This window comes from Erwinia amylovora, from assembly GCF_017161565.1.
Classification (GTDB): domain Bacteria; phylum Pseudomonadota; class Gammaproteobacteria; order Enterobacterales; family Enterobacteriaceae; genus Erwinia; species Erwinia amylovora.
Genome location: NZ_CP066796.1, coordinates 682,676 through 701,321, shown reverse-complemented (window position 1 = coordinate 701,321; position 18,646 = coordinate 682,676). Strand labels below are relative to the sequence as shown.

Sequence of the window (18,646 nt, the reverse complement as noted above, 5' to 3'; positions counted from 1 at the left end):
GCCCCTTTTCTTTCTCATAATGGCCGGATTAATCTTGCCGGATCCCCTGCATAAATTCCTTTTATCTGAATCGGTTAAACCACAACGCAACCCGCACCAATGACGGAACCACTGCATATACAGGGTGACAGAATGGTGGCTCCGCTGCCCACAGAGACTGAATCTCCAAGGGAAATGGTGATCCAGTTATTCGGAGACGGGTCCGGCGAACCGGAATGAAACAGATCGTTAGCGAACGTCACGTTATGGCCAATGAAGCAGTTTTGACCTAATGTTACGTTTTCGCAGATAAATGTGTGTGACTGGATCCGACTGCCACTTCCGATCACGCACCCTTTCTGTATTTCAACCAAAGGGCCAATGAATACATGATCCCTGAGTTCACATTGATAAATATTGGCAGGCCTGATGATGGTGACGTTTTTCCCTGAAATCACGTCGCGAACTTCACTTTCTATCAATTTCATAAACGTTTCCAAAATAAGGGCTAATTTAGATAACAGCATTATTGTAGGTTAAAACGACTTTTCTCAGGCTCGCCTGTATATAAAACCGGTATCCGGCAAACCAGTTAAGCACTGTAACCAGTTGCAACTGCCGTTTCAGGGATACCGGGCTTTTTTACCTGCCAGGGGCCAACGCCATGGCCACGCATGGTGAACTAGCCGATGTAGTAATATCTGACAAGGACGCACGTCTCCCTGCTTAATAACAGGGTTGCGGTGCAGGTTTCACCGCTTGCGTACAAATGCACATCATGGCCTGCCCCCTGGATCCGCCAGCCCGTTCCCGCCATCAGAAGGAGACGGCTTGCCATGCCAGTTTGATGGCGATCGCCCACATCACCAGCCCCACCAGCAGATTGATAATACGCTGAGCGCGGGTGGTACTGAGTAAAGGAGCCAACCAGGCGGCCAGTAACGCCAGGCCAAAAAACCACAGCAGCGAGGCGCTGGCAGAACCAAGTGCAAACCAGCGACGCCCCTCTGGCGGCAGCTGTCCACCGAGGCTACCGAGCACGACAAACGTATCAAGATAAACGTGCGGATTCAGCCAGGTCACCGCCAGCATAGTGGCAACAATGCGCCAGCGGCTGTGCTTTAACGCCGCCGCTGAGGCCAGCTGGATATCGCCGCTGCAGGCGGTACGCAGCGCACCCGCGCCATACCACAGCAGAAAAGCCACGCCGCTCCAGGTTATCAGGCTAAGCAGCAGCACCGACTGACTCAACAAAGCGCTACCGCCAAAGATCCCGGCGCAAATCAGCAAGATATCACTCAGGGTACAGAGCGCAGCGGTCATCAGATGGTACTGTCGGCGTACCCCCTGATTCATAACGAATGCATTCTGCGGCCCCAGCGGCAGGATCAGGGCCAGGCCTAAGGCAACCCCTTGAAAGTAGGTCAATAACACAGGAAAACCTCGCCAGCTTATCGTTTCGGCAAGTGTATAGCGGCGGGATTATCAGGAGAAATGCTAAAATTTAATAGCCAATAAGGAAGGCTAATAACTGCAGTGAATGAGCCGGGAGTGACCGTAAAGGCCCGCCCCGGCTAAAAATCAGTCGCCATTGCGCTGAACAGCCAGCGACTTCAACATCAGGTTATTCCGGCTGTACGGTTTTTTCCGTGGCTTCAGCGGATTTGTTCTGATGAAAATGCACATCCATCTGCGGATAAGGAATACCGATTTTGTGCTCATCCAGAGCCAGTTTGAAGTTTTTCATCAGGTCCCAGTAGACGCTTTGCAAATCATCTAACTTGCTCCAGCAGCGCACCACGACGTTGACGGAAGAACCGGCAAGTTCATTAACGCCGATCTGAACCCCACGCTCCTGTACCACACGCGGATCGGCATCCACCACCTTGCGCAGTACCTCGAATACCTGATCGATATTCGCATCGTAGGCAACGCCAATAATAAATTCGTTGCGGCGCTCCGGCTCGCGTGAGTAGTTAACGATATTTCCGCTGATGATTTTACCGTTCGGCACCACCACAATTTTTCCATCGGCGCTTCTTAGCGTGGTAGAGAAGATATGCACCTGCAGCACCGTACCGCTCACACCACCAAGATCGACGAACTCACCCGCGCGGAACGGGCGAAAGGTCACCAGCAGTACGCCAGCCGCCAGGTTAGACAGCGAGCCTTGCAGGGCCAGCGCAAAGGCAAAACCAGCGGCAGCCAGCGCCGCAATCACCGATGCGGTTTGTACCCCCACGCGCCCTAAGGCCGCAATCAGGGTAAAAGCAATAACACCATAACGTACAAGACCGGAAAGAAAGTCCGCTACGGTTGGGTCGATATGTCGCGCTATCAGCAGCTTGTTAACCGTTTTGGCAATAAAACGCGCTGCCATCATACCTACGATGACGATAACAATTGCTGCAACAATATTCACCACATAGCCAAGCAGTAACGCCTGGTTGCGCACCAGCCAGCCGCCGGCGTTGTTGATGCCGTCTACTACATTCAAATTGTCCATTTCCCTATCCTTTTATTAGCCCAAAACGGGCGTTCAAATTCTTGCCGCGATCGCGACAAATGCTGGAGTAAGGGTAAAGCAATAACGTGTGAAGTGCCAAGTAAGTGGCGAGATGGATTGTATTTTCTGCTTAAAGGCGAAAAAAAAAGGCCCGGCGGGCCTTTTTACAGCATAAATTAATTACAGCACATCGATAGCATTCAGTTCTTTGAATGCCTGCTCCAGACGAACGATCATTGAAGCCTGGGATGCACGCAACCAGACGCGCGGGTCGTAAAACTTCTTGTTTGGCTTATCTGCGCCTTCCGGGTTGCCCAGCTGCGCCTGAAGATAGCCTTCGTTCTTTTTGTAGTACTGCAGGATGCCGTCCCAGGTTGCCCATTGGGTATCGGTATCGATATTCATTTTTATCACGCCGTAGCTGATCGATTCCTGAATCTCGGCAGCGGATGAACCTGAACCCCCGTGGAACACAAAGTCCAGCGCATTGTGCGCCAGGTTGTGTTTTTTACTGACGAATTCCTGAGAATCGCGCAGAATGGTCGGGGTCAGTTTCACGTTGCCTGGCTTGTATACGCCGTGTACGTTGCCGAAAGACGCTGCAATGGTGAAACGCGGGCTGATTTTGCTCAGTTCGGTGTAAGCGTAGTCTACGTCTTCTGGCTGGGTGTACAGTGCGGAAGCGTCCATGTGGCTGTTGTCGACGCCATCTTCTTCGCCGCCGGTGCAGCCCAGTTCAATTTCCAGGGTCATGTCGATTTTTGCCATGCGCGCCAGGTATTTGCTGGAAATTTCGATGTTTTCTTCCAGAGACTCTTCAGACAGGTCGATCATGTGAGAAGAGAACAGTGGCTTACCGGTTTTAGCAAAGTGCGCTTCGCCCGCTTCCAGCAATCCGTCGATCCACGGCAGCAGTTTCTTCGCGCAGTGGTCAGTATGCAGGATTACCGGCACACCGTAATGCTCGGCCATCAGATGTACGTGATGCGCGCCAGAGATGGCGCCAAAAATAGCAGCAGCCTGCGGCTGGTCTGATTTCAGACCTTTACCGGCAATAAAGCCGGCGCCACCATTAGAGAACTGGATGATGACCGGCGCTCTTACTTTCGCGGCGGTTTCCAGCACGGCATTGATGGAGTCAGTACCCACGCAGTTAACCGCTGGCAGGGCGAATTTGTTTTCTTTCGCCACTTTAAAGATCTTCTGTACGTCGTCACCGGTGACAACGCCTGGTTTTACGAAATCGAAAATTTTAGACATGTTAGCTTGTCCTGTTTTTTGTCGGCCGTTTAAATGGAATCGGTTGGATCATTCAGGCGGGGAACTTCGCCCCGCCGCAGAGTTTACTGCTTTGCACGCTCTTCCAGCATGGCAACCGCCGGCAGAACTTTACCTTCTACGAATTCGAGGAAAGCTCCGCCGCCGGTGGAGATATAAGAGATTTTATCTTCGATGCCAAACAGGTCTATGGCTGCCAGCGTATCACCGCCACCGGCAATGGAAAATGCATCGCTGTCTGCGATCGCATTGGCAACGATTTCAGTCCCTTTACGGAAGTTAGGGAATTCGAACACGCCTACCGGGCCGTTCCACAAGATAGTTTTGGCATTTTTCAGCAGGTTAGCCATTGCCAGTGCGGTTTCGTCGCCGAAGTCCATGATCTCTTCGTTATCCTTAACCTCAGAGACTTTCTTCACGGTGGATGGCGCAGTTTCAGAGAATTCCGTGCCCACGCGTGAATCAACCGGAACCGGGATGCCGTACTCGTCACGCAGTTTTTTTGCCGCATCAACGAAATCTGGCTCGTACAGGGATTTACCCACGTTGTTCTCAATAGCCACGAAGGTATTGGCAATGCCGCCGCCGACGATCACGGTGTCGGCGATTTTGACCAGTGAGTTGAGCACGTCAAACTTGGTAGAAACTTTAGATCCACCCACCACGGCCACCATCGGGCGTGCCGGGCTTTTCAACGCTTTGCCCAAGGCTTCAAGTTCAGCCGACAGCAGCGGGCCTGCGCAAGCGACCGGGGCAAACTTACCCACGCCGTGGGTAGAAGCCTGCGCGCGGTGTGCGGTGCCGAAAGCATCCATCACAAAGATGTCGCACAGCGCGGCATATTTCTTAGAGAGGATTTCGTCGTCTTTCTTTTCGCCTTTGTTAAAGCGCACGTTCTCCAGCACCACCAGCTTGCCAGCAGCCAGCTCAACGCCGTTGAGATAGTCTTTCGCCAGAGAAACGTTATCTGCACCCAGCTTTTCTTTCAGGTAGTTGACCACCGGCAGTAGAGAGAACTCTTCGTTGTATTCGCCTTCGGTTGGGCGACCCAGATGGGAGGTAACCATCACTTTAGCGCCCTGCTTCAGCGCCGCTTCGATGGTCGGCAGAGAAGCGCGAATACGTGCATCAGACGTCACTTTCCCTTCTTTTACCGGCACGTTCAGATCGGCACGGATCAGAACGCGTTTACCCGCAAGATCCAGATCGGTCATCTTAATTACAGACATGGTGAACCCTCTCGTTGATTCTCAAAGTTTTATTGACGCAGCCGCGTCCTGGCTGAAACCGCTGGAAGCCATTGCTAATGTGGTATCGATCATGCGGTTAGCAAAGCCCCATTCGTTGTCACACCAGACTAAAGTTTTAATCAGGTGCTGACCGCTGACCCGGGTCTGGGTGCCATCTACAATGGCACTGTGCGGATCGTGATTAAAATCAATAGAGACTAACGGTAATTCCGTGTAGTCAACTATACCATTAAATGCCCCCACCGACGCACTGTGCAGCAGGGCATTGACCTCGCACGCTTTCACCGCATCACGTACGCTGACGCTGAGATCGATCGCCGTCACGTTGATCGTCGGTACGCGCACCGCGATCGCTTCGAAGCGATCGTTAAATTTTGGAAATATGCGCGTTATTCCGGCGGCCAGCCGCGTGTCGACCGGGATAATCGACTGGCTGGCGGCGCGGGTACGGCGCAAATCCGGGTGATAAGCATCAATCACCTGCTGGTCGTGCATCGCCGAGTGAATGGTGGTGACCGTACCCGATTCAATACCCCAGGCATCATCCAGCAGCTTGATAATCGGGATAATGCAGTTGGTGGTGCAGGAAGCGTTCGACACCAGCAGATGCTCGGGCAGCAGCTCTTTTTCATTAACGCCATACACCACCGTGGCATCCAGATCGTGGCCGCCCGGATGCGAAAACAACACTTTCCTGGCACCGGCCTTCAGGTGAGCTTCTCCATCGGCACGACTGCCGTACACCCCGGTGCAATCCAGCACGATATCGACATTCAGTTCACGCCAGGGCAGAGTGTGAATCTCCGGAATATGCAGCAGGCGAATGGCATCATCACCGACCGTCAGCAGGTCGCGCTCCTGACGAACGTCCCAGGCAAAACGCCCGTGGCTGGTATCGTATTTCAGCAGATGCGCCATCCCGGCCGCATCTGCCAATTCGTTAATCGCCACCACCGTAATTTCAGCCCGTCGTCCGGTTTCATACAGCGCCCGTAAAACGTTGCGGCCAATGCGACCAAAACCATTAATGGCAATGCGAACGGTCATAGCACTCCAAATCTGAAATCATCTTGAAATTGGATGTTTAGCCTGAGCCAGCCGTCGGAATTTGTACAGAAAATTATTGCCGTAAGACAGCTTAATGACCCGCGTACAAACGCAAACTGAAACGCTTCAGCCAGAGTAATAGAACTAAGGAATAATGGGAATGACTGGGATCAATTGCGGCGCGTAACTTTCGATCTGCGTCACAAAACGGGCAATGACAGCGGGGAAAAGGGCGGATCGTCGATCCGCCCGCTAATACAGCGTTACAGCAGTTCTTTCGCTTTGGCGACCACGTTATCGACGGTGAAACCGAACAGCTCGAACAGTTTCTCTGCCGGGGCCGACTCACCGAAGCTGGTCATCGCCACAATTGCGCCGTTCAGGCCGGTATATTTGAACCAGTAATCAGCGATGCCCGCCTCAATCGCCACTCGGGCGCTGACAGCTTTCGGCAGCACCGACTCACGGTAAGCGGCATCCTGCTTATCGAAAGCATCGGTAGACGGCATAGAAACCACGCGCGCTTTACGCCCTTCAGCCGTCAGTTTGTCATAGGCGCCAACCGCCAGTTCCACTTCAGAACCGGTGGCGATGAAGATCACTTCCGGGGTCCCGGTGCAGTCTTTCAGCACGTAAGCACCACGGGCAACGTTAGCCAGCTGTTCAGCGGTACGCTCCTGCTGCGCCAGGTTTTGGCGCGAAAGGATCAGTGCCGTTGGGCCGTCGTGACGTTCAATGGCGTATTTCCATGCAATCGCAGATTCAACCTGATCGCACGGACGCCAGGTACTCATATTCGGCGTCACACGCAGGCTAGCCAGCTGTTCAACCGGCTGGTGAGTCGGACCGTCTTCACCTAATCCGATGGAGTCATGGGTATACACCATGATCTGACGGATCTTCATCAGTGCAGCCATACGCACCGCGTTTCGCGCGTATTCAACGAACATCAGGAAGGTCGCCGTATACGGCAGGAACCCCCCGTGCAGGGTGATACCGTTAGCGATAGCGGTCATACCAAATTCGCGCACGCCGTAGTGGATATAGTTACCCGCTGCGTCTTCGTTAATCGGTTTAGAGCCGGACCACATGGTCAGGTTGCTTGGGGCAAGGTCAGCAGAGCCGCCAAGGTATTCCGGCAGCAGTTTACCAAAGGCTTCAATGGCGTTCTGCGAGGCCTTGCGGCTGGCGATTTTCGCCGGATTAGCCTGCAGTTGTTCAACGAATTTCTGCGATTCAGCTGCCCAGTTAGCCGGCAACTCATTTTTGATACGGCGCCTGAACTCTGCTGCCAGCTCCGGGAAGGCTTGAGCATAGGCAGCAAATTTATCGTTCCATGCCGCTTCTTTAGCCTGTCCGGCTTCTCTTGCATCCCACTGTGCGTAGATATTTTGTGGGATCTCAAACGGCGCGTGGTTCCACCCCAGCTGCTTACGGGTCAGGGCGATTTCTTCATCTCCCAGCGGCGCACCGTGGGAATCATGCGTACCGGCTTTGTTCGGTGAGCCGAAACCGATAACGGTTTTACACATCAGTAGCGAAGGCTTGTCGCTGACCGCTTTGGCTTCTTCCACTGCTTTTTTTATCGCGTCCGCATCATGGCCGTCCACGCCGCGCACAACGTGCCAGTCGTAAGACTCAAAACGCTGCGCCGTATCGTCGGTGAACCAGCCGTCAATATGACCATCAATCGAGATGCCGTTGTCGTCATAGAAAGCCACCAGCTTGCCCAGCTTCAGCGTTCCCGCCAGCGAGCAGACTTCATGAGAGATGCCTTCCATCATGCAGCCGTCCCCCATAAACACATAAGTGTTATGGTCTACCACCTCATGACCCGGGCGGTTAAACTGCGCCGCCAGCGTACGCTCCGCAATCGCCATGCCCACCGCGTTGGCGATGCCCTGGCCCAGAGGCCCGGTAGTGGTTTCAACGCCCACGGTATAACCGTACTCCGGGTGCCCCGGGGTTTTGGAATGCAGCTGACGGAAGTTGGCCAGTTCGCTAATCGGCAGATCGTAACCGCTGAGATGCAACAGACTGTAGATCAACATTGAGCCATGCCCATTAGACAGCACGAAGCGATCGCGGTCGGCCCACAGCGGGTTGGTTGGATTGTGGTTGAGGAATTCACGCCACAGTACTTCGGCGATATCAGCCATGCCCATTGGCGCGCCCGGGTGGCCGGATTTGGCTTTTTGCACCGCATCCATACTTAATGCGCGAATGGCGTTGGCAAGCTCTTTGCGAGAAGACATTTTCTACTCCAGGTCGGATTTAACGCTTCGCCGTCCTTAACCTATTGTAATGAATGAGTTATAAGGCAAAGCCAAAGGAAAGTCGACCATCAATGTACATGAAACACGGGTAACATGTACATGGCGCAGGGGCTAAAAAAATTACATAACTTGCAGTTTGGGTGCAGGCCGACTATGCAATTCTGGCAACTCGCGTTATAACTTCCCTGTGCTGGCGGCTTATGCCGCCGGCGAAAGGTTTCAACACTCTGTTTTTACTCATTTTTACCTGAATGGATCACTGGAATGAATAAACGTATCTCTTGCATCGCGCTGGCGCTGGCTGGCCTGCTTTCCGGCTGTCAGAATTTTGACAGTAATGCCCTGATGCAGTCTGGCACCCAGGCCTGGCAGGCCGCGACCCTGAGTGATGTGCAGGTTAAGGAGCTGAGCGACAAGTCTTGCCAGCAGATGGATGGCGAAGCACAAATTGCGCCTGACAGCAGCCCCTATGCTCAACGCCTGAAAAAAATCGCCGCTGCGCTGGGAGATAATATCAACGGCACCCCGGCCAACTACAAAGTTTATCTGACCAAAGACGTCAACGCCTGGGCGATGGCGAACGGCTGCATTCGCGTATATAGCGGCCTGATGGATTTGATGAGCGATAACGAAGTCGAAGGCGTGCTCGGCCACGAAATGGGCCACGTTGCGCTGGGTCACTCGCGTAAAGCCATGCAGCTGGCCTGGGCTACCACCGCCGCGCGTAGCGCTGCCGCTTCCGTCGGTGGGGTTACCGCTTCGCTATCGCAGTCCGAGCTGGGCGATCTGGGCGAAAAACTGGTCAACGCACAGTTCTCGCAGAGCCAGGAATCTCAGGCTGATGACTACTCTTTCGATCTGCTGAAAAAACGCAACATCAATCAGCAGGGGCTGGTGACCAGCTTTGAAAAACTGGCGAAAATGGAAGGTAGCCATGCCAGCAGCCTGTTTGATTCGCACCCGGCCTCACAGGCGCGTGCTGACCATATCAGGCAGCGCATCGCCGCAGAAAAATAAGGCCGTCGAGGGGGCAGGTCAAACCTGCCCGGATTGTCCGGAGATACTGCTTTGAATTGCATGTAAATTAAACTATCCACTCTGCTGGCCGTCTTACCTGATCGCATCAATTAAACTCTCTCCGCCTGACGTCGATAATGCTTTTGCTGGTTTTTCTCTTCTCAACAACACCAAGGTTAAACATGTTCAAGCGCATAAAGTTGGTCAACGGCATGGTAGGCGTCATCGTGTTATTCGTCACTCTGCAATTATTTACAGGCAGTATGTTTCTTAGGACCGCCCAAAATGATAAGGATAATTTCGCGTTTAATCAGCACATCCGCGAGCAGCAACAGCCAATGGACGGCGCCTGGGATTCGCTGGATCAGGCGCGTGATGCTTTGAATCAGGCCGTCATACTCTTTCTGATTGAAACGCAAGGCCAGCCACATACTAAAAGCGACTATAAAAACAAGTTAACGCTGGCAAAAAATCATTTGATCAACGCAGAAGCTTCACTGGTCGCATTTCATGGACTTTTATCCGATAAGCAAAAAGTAGAGAAGCCGATCGTTGCATTACAAGAAAGCAATCAGGGATATAAAGCGGCGCTATTGGGGCAAATAACAAAACTCGAAACAGGAAGCTTTAACCCCGATTTCATCTCCGATATCAAAAGCCAGCGGGAGGTGCTGCTGAAATCCTATGTCGCCTGGCAGGATGCGAATAATCAGCTGATAGCACGTGGCGTGCTCGCCAGCAATGATGCTTACCGTTATACCCTCTGGACCCTGTCAGGCGTGCTGGTGGCCAGTATTGCGACTATCGCACTGGTGTGGAGCGGCATTAGCCGGGGCCTGCTTCGCCCTCTTAAAGCTCACGTTGCTCATATTCAACATATTGCTAACGGCGACCTGACACACGCTATTGCGGTGGAAGGGCGTAACGAGATGACCCAGCTGGCGGCCAGCCTGCAAGAGATGCAGCAAGCACTGGTACTTACGGTTAGCAAGGTGAGAGAGGGTTCTGATGCCATCCACAGCGGAGCGAGCGAGATTTCCTCTGGCAATAACGATCTGTCGTCACGTACCGAAGAACAGGCTGCTGCGCTTGAACAAACGGCCGCCAGCATGGAACAACTCACCGCAACGGTGAAGCAGAACGCTGAGAACGCACGTCAGGCTTCTCAACTGGCGTTAGATGCTTCGCAAACTGCCGAAAAGGGCGGCAGCGTGGTGACGAACGTCGTCAGCACCATGAACGAGATAGCCGGCAGCTCAAAGAAAATCGCTGACATTATCAGCGTGATTGATGGCATTGCTTTCCAGACCAATATCCTCGCACTGAACGCGGCGGTAGAGGCGGCGCGTGCCGGTGAGCAGGGCCGCGGCTTTGCCGTCGTAGCCGGTGAAGTGCGTAACCTTGCGCAGCGCAGTGCTCAGGCGGCGAAAGAGATCAAATCACTGATTGAGGACTCCGTCGGGCGCGTTAATACCGGATCAACGCTGGTAGCGAGCGCGGGAGAAACCATGAATGATATTGTTAATGCCGTCAAGCGCGTGACCGACATCATGGGTGAGATCGCCTCGGCGTCCGACGAGCAGAGCCGCGGCATTGACCAGATAGGGCATGCGATCACGGAGATGGACCGGGTGACACAGCAGAATTCTTCACTGGTCGAAGAGTCTGCCGCCGCTGCGGCTTCTTTGGAAGAGCAATCTGAACGACTGAGTACGGCGGTGGCTTTATTCCGCATCAACGCAACACCGCACAACCGGTTAGCGATCATCAGCGCGCCCAGGGCACAAACAGGGGTACAACGGGTATTAGTAAAGCCAGCGGCCAGCGACAGTGACTGGGAAACGTTTTAAAAGGGTTTAAAACGCGGCACCCTGATGAGCGTTCTTCATCACCGGCTAGTTGAGCGCGTAGCACTTTGATGTGGCTACATTCTGATCGGCAGCGGTTCCGGCCCCACGCAAGAGACAAACAAGGTAGCGATTTTTGTCATGCAACGTTACCACCGGGCCATTCTGGCCAATTGAGGATGAAATAACGGTTGCTCCCCGATTCAACATTTTTTCCAGCGAAGTATCGACAGCCGCAAGCTTCGTCGGGTACTCCAGCGCGTTGCCCGGCACCTTGCTACCGGTCTCAGGCGGCCATGCAGCCTGCAATGAAGAAGAAAAGCCAACCATCAGTAATACAGAGAGAAATACCTTTTTCACTATTAGCCTCATTTTTGTTTGATGCCGTGCCAGGCGATTAAAAAATTCAAATAACGAACTTTTTCAAAACAATATGTTATGGTGCGCCGCGATGTAACGTTAATCCACAGAATATGTTTTGCACAAAAAAATTGACGGATGAAAAGATAACTTTCAATCCTGAGTCTTTTCTATAGAAAGATCGATTATATCATAAAACGCTTCTTTTCCGCCACGATATCATAAATCAGATCCGCATCACCGAAGTAGTTACCCAATTTGTACATAAATCGACATTCAACCTGCCAGTTCGGCAGCCATGCAAATACTGTCATGGGGGATGGTTATCATTATAAAATTTAAATTTATTTACACCTTCGTGGTTCTCTACGCTGGCATTTTGTCATCGGGTCATGCCGAAAAGACTTTTTCTGAAATGAAAGTGGAGACACCAAAATCCATTCTAAAGATAGAGGATTTCTTTCCTGCCAGGCACAAATGGGCAGTTAGTACTGGTACGAATATTATCAATAACGGCGATAAAGGAACGTCATCTGCCTGGTATATTAATGAAATATCACCGGGTAATTTCATAATTGATCGTACACTACTCTCCTGGAATAAGGAAAATAATGGAATGTCGGCCTACGCCAGCGTGAAGTACGGGCTAACGAATCAGTTATCTCTTTCTACCACCTCAGCGGTCAGTGGATGAATACACGTTATACGACAGAAAAAAGGAATAGCGTAACAAAAAACAGATATAATTCTAATGGTGTTGGTTTGGGAGGAAGCTATCAATTTTATCGACTATCAGACTATAGCGTCTTTTATGGCGGGCTGAATGTTAAAAATGACGATATCAATAGTTATGTTTTTGGCTCATCATTCAACTGGATTTATGATCCCCTCGTGTTAAATCTTTCTCTTGGCTATCTCGATGGTATCTCTAAAGAAAAATTCTCTACGGGATACAGCGCCTACACTGCCTCAGGAAATATCACTTTTCGGTAAACCCTGAAGTAAATATCAATTGGGGGTATCAAAAGATTTAATTTTCGCTAAGGATACTTATACGAATAAAAATGAATGGACTTCAAATATGTCACTTCTTATGGGGACATCCATTAATTTGGTACAAGACCTCGTTGGAAATGTAAGCATCAATGGGGGGGGTGGGTAATAACAAAATAACGATCCTTTCTCTCAGCTTAAACTATAAAGTGTAAATATATAGAAGACTTTATGATTAGCAATCAATGTTTATTATTTATCATTTCAGCAATATTACTTTTCTCCTCACCCTCTGTTTATATGGATAGTCATGCTGAGATGGAAGAAAGAAAAAATGATAGTTGAACTCTACACTATAACGAATTTAAGTCATTGAATGTTGAGGAGCTGGAGGAAACAAAAGGGAAAATGGGTCCACTTATCACTGGCGCAATAGGTGCAGCCGGTAGCGGTACGATGTCAATTGCGTCCGATGTCATAGCAGATCAACCGATAAACTGGACCAACGCTGGTATTAATGCGGGTGCAGGGTTTGTGACGGGTGCCACTGGAGGCCTTTTAGGTGGCATATCCGAAGCAATGGCAAGGGCAGCACTTGGTGTCAGCGCTTACGGGGGATTGAATGCCGCTTTCGCGGGCAGTGGCGGCGGATGCACTGCCAGCTGTCACTAAGTAGAAAAAACTCTGCCTTTAGTCGCTCAGCTAAGGGTATTTGTCAAACAATGTGGGGCCTGATATGTGGCTGGCTGCCAATTTACTTATTCTGATCGCCTGGTTTGCTATTTTTGCATTCAATAAAAACATTGATAAATATAACAAGTTATTTCATCTTATCATGACGGCCGTACTGGGTTATGCTCAAGGTTTCTACGGCTACGCCGAGCCACATTTCATTATTATTTGTGTTTTTGTGGTGTTCGGCGTCATCATTAGCCACCTGAAAAATGTAGAAAAAATAACAAAAGACCAATATACCAGCTTATATATGATCTATATCACTTTATCAAGTATATTCTCGATGCGTATGGTTCTCTTGTGGGCTGGTGTTATTGAATGATGATAAAAAGCAGAAGAAACATAATAATATCACTCATATTATTAACAACTCCCTTACAAGCAAGTAGCTCGTATCTGGAGCAGAAATTCCAGGGCATTGATAAACAAAAATTTGATAGTACATGTGGTATAGCTTCCATGGCTAATATTCTTAGAAAAAACTATTTTGTGGATAAAAGTGAAATTGAGTTATTATCAATGATAGAAATAAAACCCGCTTACTCGTTCGTTGATTTATCGCTGATAGCCAAAAAATTCAATATAACCACATCGGGAGTCAAGATAACCCCTCAACAGCTGCAACAAATCCACTCACCCACTATATTGTATATCAACCGGCTGGGACATGGCCATTTTGTCATACTGAAAGGGGTCGATAATACGTGGGTACAAATTGAAGACCCGGCTTTTGGCTGGCTAAATTATACCTTATCTCAATTTAATAAATACCGGTTACATAAAGATGGCTTAGGACGTGCGCTAATATTTCTAAATCATGAGAATATACTTATAAACAGAGAAAAAATTTTTCTCAAAAAACTGTCAATTCAATAAAATAATCAAGTGATATCGAGTATTTTATACGTCATAGTATCTCTATCGGTCTGTGTAAAACTGGTGCGGGCGGGTCTCCCCGCCCTTCTCACTTATTTGATCTTGTTGGCAGCCTGCACGTACAGCATATCCAACGCCAGGCTGGCAGCCGCCAGCGCGGTAATATCAGACTGGTCGTAGCCTGGGGCCACTTCAACCAGATCCATCCCTACGATATTCATGCCCTGCAGACCACGGATTAACTTGCTGGCTTTATCGCTGGTCAGGCCACCGATCACCGGCGTGCCGGTACCCGGTGCGTGGGCAGGGTCGAGGCAGTCAATATCAAAGGTCAGATAGACGGGCAGGTCACCGACAATCTGTTTCACCTGCGCCAGGATATCGTCCACGCTGCGATCGTTAACCTGCGCCGCATCCAACACGTTAAAGCCCAGAGACGGGTTGAATTCGGTGCGAATACCAATCTGCACCGAGTGCTCAGGAGAGATCAAACCTTCTTTCGGCGCGGTATAAAACATGGTGCCGTGATCGAAGGTTGGGCCATTTGAGTAGGTATCTGTATGCGCGTCAAAATGCACCAGCGCCATCTTACCGAAGGTTTTCGCGTGCGCGCGCAGCAGCGGCAAACTGATGTAGTGGTCGCCGCCAAAGGTCAGCATGCGTTTCCCCTTCGCCAGCAGCTTTTCAGCGTGCGCCTGCAATTTGTCGCTGAAATCTTGTGCGTCTCCAAAGGCATAAACCAGATCCCCACAATCAATCACCTTCAGCTGCTGGCGCAAATCGAACGACCACGGCCAGCGGCAGCCTTCCCACGCCAGATTGGTGGAAATCTGCCGAATAGCGCCGGGGCCAAGACGGCTGCCGGGGCGGCCAGAGGTCGCTGCATCAAAAGGCACGCCGGTGATCACCCACTCGGCATCGCTGTCGTACGGCCGGAAGTTAAGCGGGAAACGCATAAAGCCAAAAGCGTTTGATACCAGGGAGTTGTCGTACTCGTGGTTTAGGGTGTTGTTCATCGTAAATCCTCGTTAAACGGCGGCACCCGAACGTGGCCAGCCCGTTTATACGGTACAGAAAAACCCCTTCTGCCTCGTACCCGGTGCAGAAGGGATAGCAAATTAACCTATCGTAAAGGGGCTACTTTTTAGCAAAAATACCGTCAACGAACTTACCTAAATCGTTACCGTCGGCATTGTTCAGACTTTGTTCCGCTTCCGGTTTCAGCTGGCCGTCTGGCGAAGCATGATCGATAAACTGCGGTAGGATCTGTTGCAACTTGCTGACGGCATCTTCCGGAGTGGTTCCCAGTTGGTCAGCCAGCGACTGCAGTGCACCGTGACCAAAGGCAGACTGTAACTGGCTGACGGCAACCGGCTGGTTTACACCGTTGCCAAGCCAGCTTTCAGCCAGGCCGCCCACACCGCCCTGCTGCAACCTGGCCAGCACCGCCTGGAAGCCGCCCTGCGATTGTACCCATTGCAGGATCGCCATCACCGCCAGGCTGCCTGATTTCCCGCCCACGCCCGACTCGTTGCCGGCATGTTGCTCTTTATCACCGCCGCCAAGCGCATTATTAATCATGTCGTCTAACAACCCCATGTATCACTCCTTTATCTTCCATTTCAGGGATAATTACTGGCAAAATGTCGCCAACAGGACTCAACGTCACTCATCTTCCAGATAAGTATAGCCGTACAGTCCCGCTTCGAACTCTTCAAGGAACTGCGCGCGCAGCTCTTCGTCCAGATCGCTTTGTTTGATCTGATTGCGGAAATGCGTTAGCAGTTCTGCCGGATTAAGCTGCACGTACTCCAGCATATCCGCCACCGTATCGCCTTCATCCGACAGCTGGACTTCAACGCTGCCGTCGGAAAAGGCAAATACGTCCACCGCTTCGGTATCACCGAACAGGTTGTGCATGTTGCCGAGGATCTCCTGATAAGCACCGACCATAAAGAAGCCGAGCATCGGGGGGTTATCCACATCGTACTGCGGCATCGGCATGGTGGTGGCAATACCATCGCCGTCAATGTAGTGATCGATGGTGCCGTCTGAGTCACAGGTGATATCGAGCAAGACCGCCCGGCGCTCCGGCACTTTGTTCAGCCCTTCCAGCGGCAGTACCGGAAACAGCTGATCGATACCCCAGGCATCCGGCATCGACTGGAACAGCGAGAAGTTGACGTAGATTTTATCCGCCATACGCTCCTGCAGCTCGTCAATAATCGGTCGGTGCGCGCGGTTGCTGGGATCCAGATGCTGCTGAATATAGTGGCAGATGCTCAAATAAAGCTGTTCGGCCCAGGCGCGTTGCGTCAGATCGTAGATCCCCTGTGAGTAACCGGTGTGAATATCAAACAGGTCCATTTGGCTGTCATGCAGCCACTCACGCAGCGAGCGACGATTATTCGGCTCGTGCATCTCCTGCCAGGTGTCCCACATGCTGACGATAGGACGCGGTGCATCTTCAACCGGCGGCTGCGGTTCGCTGAATTCGTTACGCTCCACGCCAATGATGTTGGAAACCAGCACCGTGTGGTGCGCAGTCACAGCACGCCCGGACTCGGTGATCACCGTCGGGTGCGGCAGATCGTGCTCATCACAGGCCGCGCCAATTGCCCAGATAACATTGTTGGCATACTCATTCAGGCCGTAGTTTACCGAGCAGTCACTTTGTGAACGTGTGCCTTCGTAGTCCACGCCTAAACCGCCGCCAACGTCAAAACATTGAATGTTAACGCCAAGCTTCGCCAGTTCGACGTAGAAACGCGCCGACTCACGCACGCCGGTGGCAATATCACGAATGTTCGCCATCTGCGAACCCAGGTGGAAGTGCAGCAGCTGCAGGCTTTCCATCCGGCCCGCATCACGCATAATGTCTACCAGCTGCAGTACCTGAGTAGCAGACAGGCCAAACTTGGATTTTTCACCGCCGCTGGACTGCCATTTACCGGACCCCTGTGAGGCAAGGCGCGCACGGATGCCAAGGCGCGGTACCACGTTCAGACGTTCGGCCTCTTCCAGCACCAGTTTCACTTCCGTCATTTTTTCCAGCACCAGATAGACCTTGTGGCCCATCTTCTCGCCAATCAGCGCGAGGCGGATATATTCACGGTCTTTATAGCCATTACAGACAATCACCGAACGCGTCATACCGGCATGCGCCAGTACGGCCATTAGCTCAGCTTTAGAACCGGCTTCCAGCCCCAGCGGTTCGCCGGAATTGATCAACGATTCAATCACGCGCTTATGCTGATTAACCTTAATCGGGTAAACCAGGAAGTAGTCACCGTTATAGCCGTAGGATCCACGCGCACGTTTAAAGGCGGCATTAATCGAGCGCAGACGGTGCTGCAAAATTTGTGGGAAGCAGAACAGGGCTGGCAGACGCTGGCCTTCCGCCTCGCGCTCTTTTACCAGTTTTGCCAGATCGACGCGGGCTTCAGGCACATCCGGGTCCGGGCAGACGCTGATATGACCCAGTTCGTTAACGTCATAGTAGTTATTGCCCCACCAGGCGATGTTATAGGTACGCAGCATTCTGCTGGCGTCCCGGTCACTGATGGCGACTTCCTGCATGGAGCGTAACCCACCCTGTTCGCCTGCTGACGAACCCATCATTTTCTTCATGTCGTCAGACATCGCAAACCTCAAGTTGTAATGAAGCAAAACAGCTGGCAGCTGCAGGGGCATCCTGCGGCAAGAATTTACCGATTACCGGCCCGACAGGCCACGCGGACTTAAGCCGCGCTAAAATCGGTTTTTGCAGTATAACATGGTAAGACAAGTCGCAGACTCCACGTAACGGGTCAGAGAACTATGAGGAAAACACTCAGGATAATCTGATAGGACCTCAGTTAATTTATCCTTTTTCTCATGCAAATTATAGCCAGGCGAAGAGAGAATGATGGCGCATCGCACGGTTCGGGAGATCACCACGGCGATCGACTGCCGTTATCACCTCAGTTATTGATGTATGACAGGGAATACGTCAGTCGGCGTTGTTACCTATTGGCGAATAGCTTCGGCTTGAGTGAACGGCCAGCGGTTGGCAAGCGTGATGGCTGCGCGCGCCAGAATGGTGTCGTTGAACGAAAAGAGCGACCTGATGGTTATGGGGTGTCATCGCCCCGACACCTGACTTCTCGACGTCGGGAAGGACCTGAAAACGAGGGGGCAAGCCAGCATCTGACTATCGAGGCTGAAAGAAACTTCAGCAACGTTTGATACCGTCCTGAAAGCTAAATGGCAAAATCTCAATGTGTTAAACAGGCGTCCTGTCAGGATAATTTATTCCTCTTCGCCCTGAATGAAATTTATCCGGCAAATAATGCTGGCAATCCGTTTAGCGAGTAACCTAAAATAGACGTCCAGATGTTAATCCGTCTATACTGGTTAACTTCTAAGCGTCTTACTACTGCTCATGGCTTTGCCTGTGGGGGCGCTAAGTCTGAGTTTACGGCCAGTTGGCCAGTCTTTGCG

General features: G+C 51.5%; 18 protein-coding genes. 6 read left to right on the top strand and 12 right to left on the bottom strand.

Going from position 1 to position 18,646, the window contains the following annotated elements; genetic code table 11:
- Positions 1-74 precede the first annotated feature (74 nt).
- The 7 genes from JGC47_RS03190 to tkt all read right to left on the bottom strand — a co-directional run bounded on the left by JGC47_RS03190 (position 75) and on the right by tkt (position 8,315).
- Complete coding sequence (locus tag JGC47_RS03190; protein ID WP_013036222.1) at positions 75-467, bottom strand: LbetaH domain-containing protein; 393 nt, start codon at positions 465-467, stop codon at positions 75-77.
- A gap of 328 nt (positions 468-795) precedes the next feature.
- The gene (gene argO / locus JGC47_RS03185; protein WP_004155524.1) at positions 796-1,413 is read right to left on the bottom strand and encodes an arginine exporter ArgO; all 618 of its coding nucleotides are present in this window, start codon (positions 1,411-1,413) and stop codon (positions 796-798) included.
- 190 nt (positions 1,414-1,603) lie between these two features.
- The gene (gene mscS, locus JGC47_RS03180; RefSeq protein ID WP_004155518.1) at positions 1,604-2,485 is read right to left on the bottom strand and encodes a small-conductance mechanosensitive channel MscS; all 882 of its coding nucleotides are present in this window, start codon (positions 2,483-2,485) and stop codon (positions 1,604-1,606) included.
- Positions 2,486-2,665: 180 nt separating this feature from the next.
- Positions 2,666-3,745 (bottom strand): class II fructose-bisphosphate aldolase, encoded by a 1,080-nt coding sequence (fbaA, locus tag JGC47_RS03175; protein WP_004155517.1) that lies wholly within the window; start codon positions 3,743-3,745, stop codon positions 2,666-2,668.
- 83 nt (positions 3,746-3,828) lie between these two features.
- Positions 3,829-4,992, bottom strand: a complete 1,164-nt coding sequence (gene pgk, locus JGC47_RS03170) for a phosphoglycerate kinase (RefSeq protein ID WP_004155514.1) — start codon at positions 4,990-4,992, stop codon at positions 3,829-3,831.
- Between the two features lie 21 nt (positions 4,993-5,013).
- Positions 5,014-6,060 (bottom strand): erythrose-4-phosphate dehydrogenase, encoded by a 1,047-nt coding sequence (gene epd / locus JGC47_RS03165; RefSeq protein ID WP_004155511.1) that lies wholly within the window; start codon positions 6,058-6,060, stop codon positions 5,014-5,016.
- Between the two features lie 263 nt (positions 6,061-6,323).
- Positions 6,324-8,315, bottom strand: a complete 1,992-nt coding sequence (gene tkt / locus JGC47_RS03160) for a transketolase (RefSeq protein ID WP_004155508.1) — start codon at positions 8,313-8,315, stop codon at positions 6,324-6,326.
- 285 nt (positions 8,316-8,600) lie between these two features.
- Here tkt and loiP point away from each other — a divergent pair, with 285 nt between their 5' ends.
- Complete coding sequence (loiP, locus tag JGC47_RS03155) at positions 8,601-9,353, top strand: metalloprotease LoiP (protein WP_004155499.1); 753 nt, start codon at positions 8,601-8,603, stop codon at positions 9,351-9,353.
- 182 nt (positions 9,354-9,535) lie between these two features.
- Positions 9,536-11,203 carry a methyl-accepting chemotaxis protein gene (locus JGC47_RS03150; RefSeq protein WP_004155497.1) on the top strand — a complete coding sequence of 556 codons (1,668 nt, stop codon included), beginning with the start codon at positions 9,536-9,538 and terminating at the stop codon, positions 11,201-11,203.
- A 45-nt stretch (positions 11,204-11,248) separates the two neighbouring features.
- Here the strand turns inward: JGC47_RS03150 and JGC47_RS03145 are convergent, their stop codons facing one another.
- Together JGC47_RS03145 and JGC47_RS17780 are read right to left on the bottom strand one after the other, a co-directional pair.
- Positions 11,249-11,560: a hypothetical protein gene (locus JGC47_RS03145; RefSeq protein WP_004168554.1), complete on the bottom strand. Its 312-nt coding sequence runs from the start codon at positions 11,558-11,560 to the stop codon at positions 11,249-11,251.
- A gap of 185 nt (positions 11,561-11,745) precedes the next feature.
- Positions 11,746-11,874, bottom strand: coding sequence for a hypothetical protein (locus JGC47_RS17780; RefSeq protein WP_004155492.1), 129 nt, complete (start codon positions 11,872-11,874; stop codon positions 11,746-11,748).
- A gap of 5 nt (positions 11,875-11,879) precedes the next feature.
- On the opposite strand from JGC47_RS17780, the gene JGC47_RS17505 reads away from it, so the two are divergent.
- The 4 genes from JGC47_RS17505 to JGC47_RS03130 all read left to right on the top strand — a co-directional run bounded on the left by JGC47_RS17505 (position 11,880) and on the right by JGC47_RS03130 (position 14,164).
- The gene (locus tag JGC47_RS17505) at positions 11,880-12,254 is read left to right on the top strand and encodes a hypothetical protein (protein WP_013036223.1); all 375 of its coding nucleotides are present in this window, start codon (positions 11,880-11,882) and stop codon (positions 12,252-12,254) included.
- Entirely contained in the window at positions 12,251-12,553 is a 303-nt protein-coding gene (locus tag JGC47_RS17500; RefSeq protein ID WP_013036224.1) for a hypothetical protein, read from the top strand. The genes JGC47_RS17505 and JGC47_RS17500 overlap by 4 nt, the downstream gene beginning before the upstream one ends.
- 736 nt (positions 12,554-13,289) lie before the next feature.
- Positions 13,290-13,610, top strand: coding sequence for a hypothetical protein (locus JGC47_RS03135; protein ID WP_004155491.1), 321 nt, complete (start codon positions 13,290-13,292; stop codon positions 13,608-13,610).
- Positions 13,607-14,164, top strand: coding sequence for a C39 family peptidase (locus JGC47_RS03130; RefSeq protein ID WP_004155489.1), 558 nt, complete (start codon positions 13,607-13,609; stop codon positions 14,162-14,164). Before JGC47_RS03135 ends, JGC47_RS03130 begins: the two co-directional genes overlap by 4 nt.
- A 92-nt stretch (positions 14,165-14,256) precedes the next feature.
- On the opposite strand, the gene speB is transcribed toward JGC47_RS03130, so the two are convergent.
- The 3 genes from speB to speA all read right to left on the bottom strand — a co-directional run bounded on the left by speB (position 14,257) and on the right by speA (position 17,806).
- On the bottom strand, positions 14,257-15,180 hold the full coding sequence (gene speB, locus JGC47_RS03125) for an agmatinase (RefSeq protein WP_004155484.1): 924 nt from the start codon (positions 15,178-15,180) through the stop codon (positions 14,257-14,259).
- 121 nt (positions 15,181-15,301) lie between these two features.
- Positions 15,302-15,763: a YidB family protein gene (locus JGC47_RS03120; RefSeq protein WP_004155483.1), complete on the bottom strand. Its 462-nt coding sequence runs from the start codon at positions 15,761-15,763 to the stop codon at positions 15,302-15,304.
- A 66-nt stretch (positions 15,764-15,829) separates the two neighbouring features.
- Positions 15,830-17,806 (bottom strand): biosynthetic arginine decarboxylase, encoded by a 1,977-nt coding sequence (speA, locus tag JGC47_RS03115; protein WP_004155478.1) that lies wholly within the window; start codon positions 17,804-17,806, stop codon positions 15,830-15,832.
- Positions 17,807-18,646 lie beyond the last annotated feature (840 nt).

Coding starts and splice junctions, on each gene's coding strand:
- JGC47_RS03190 (WP_013036222.1), bottom strand. CDS start 467: ATGAAATTGATAGAAAGTGAAGTTCGCGACGTGATTTCAGGGAAAAAC.
- mscS (WP_004155518.1), bottom strand. CDS start 2,485: ATGGACAATTTGAATGTAGTAGACGGCATCAACAACGCCGGCGGCTGG.
- fbaA (WP_004155517.1), bottom strand. CDS start 3,745: ATGTCTAAAATTTTCGATTTCGTAAAACCAGGCGTTGTCACCGGTGAC.
- pgk (WP_004155514.1), bottom strand. CDS start 4,992: ATGTCTGTAATTAAGATGACCGATCTGGATCTTGCGGGTAAACGCGTT.
- epd (WP_004155511.1), bottom strand. CDS start 6,060: ATGACCGTTCGCATTGCCATTAATGGTTTTGGTCGCATTGGCCGCAAC.
- tkt (WP_004155508.1), bottom strand. CDS start 8,315: ATGTCTTCTCGCAAAGAGCTTGCCAACGCCATTCGCGCATTAAGTATG.
- loiP (WP_004155499.1), top strand. CDS start 8,601: ATGAATAAACGTATCTCTTGCATCGCGCTGGCGCTGGCTGGCCTGCTT.
- JGC47_RS03150 (WP_004155497.1), top strand. CDS start 9,536: ATGTTCAAGCGCATAAAGTTGGTCAACGGCATGGTAGGCGTCATCGTG.
- JGC47_RS17780 (WP_004155492.1), bottom strand. CDS start 11,874: ATGACAGTATTTGCATGGCTGCCGAACTGGCAGGTTGAATGTCGATTT.
- JGC47_RS17505 (WP_013036223.1), top strand. CDS start 11,880: ATGGTTATCATTATAAAATTTAAATTTATTTACACCTTCGTGGTTCTC.
- JGC47_RS17500 (WP_013036224.1), top strand. CDS start 12,251: ATGAATACACGTTATACGACAGAAAAAAGGAATAGCGTAACAAAAAAC.
- JGC47_RS03135 (WP_004155491.1), top strand. CDS start 13,290: ATGTGGCTGGCTGCCAATTTACTTATTCTGATCGCCTGGTTTGCTATT.
- JGC47_RS03130 (WP_004155489.1), top strand. CDS start 13,607: ATGATGATAAAAAGCAGAAGAAACATAATAATATCACTCATATTATTA.
- speB (WP_004155484.1), bottom strand. CDS start 15,180: ATGAACAACACCCTAAACCACGAGTACGACAACTCCCTGGTATCAAAC.
- JGC47_RS03120 (WP_004155483.1), bottom strand. CDS start 15,763: ATGGGGTTGTTAGACGACATGATTAATAATGCGCTTGGCGGCGGTGAT.
- speA (WP_004155478.1), bottom strand. CDS start 17,806: ATGTCTGACGACATGAAGAAAATGATGGGTTCGTCAGCAGGCGAACAG.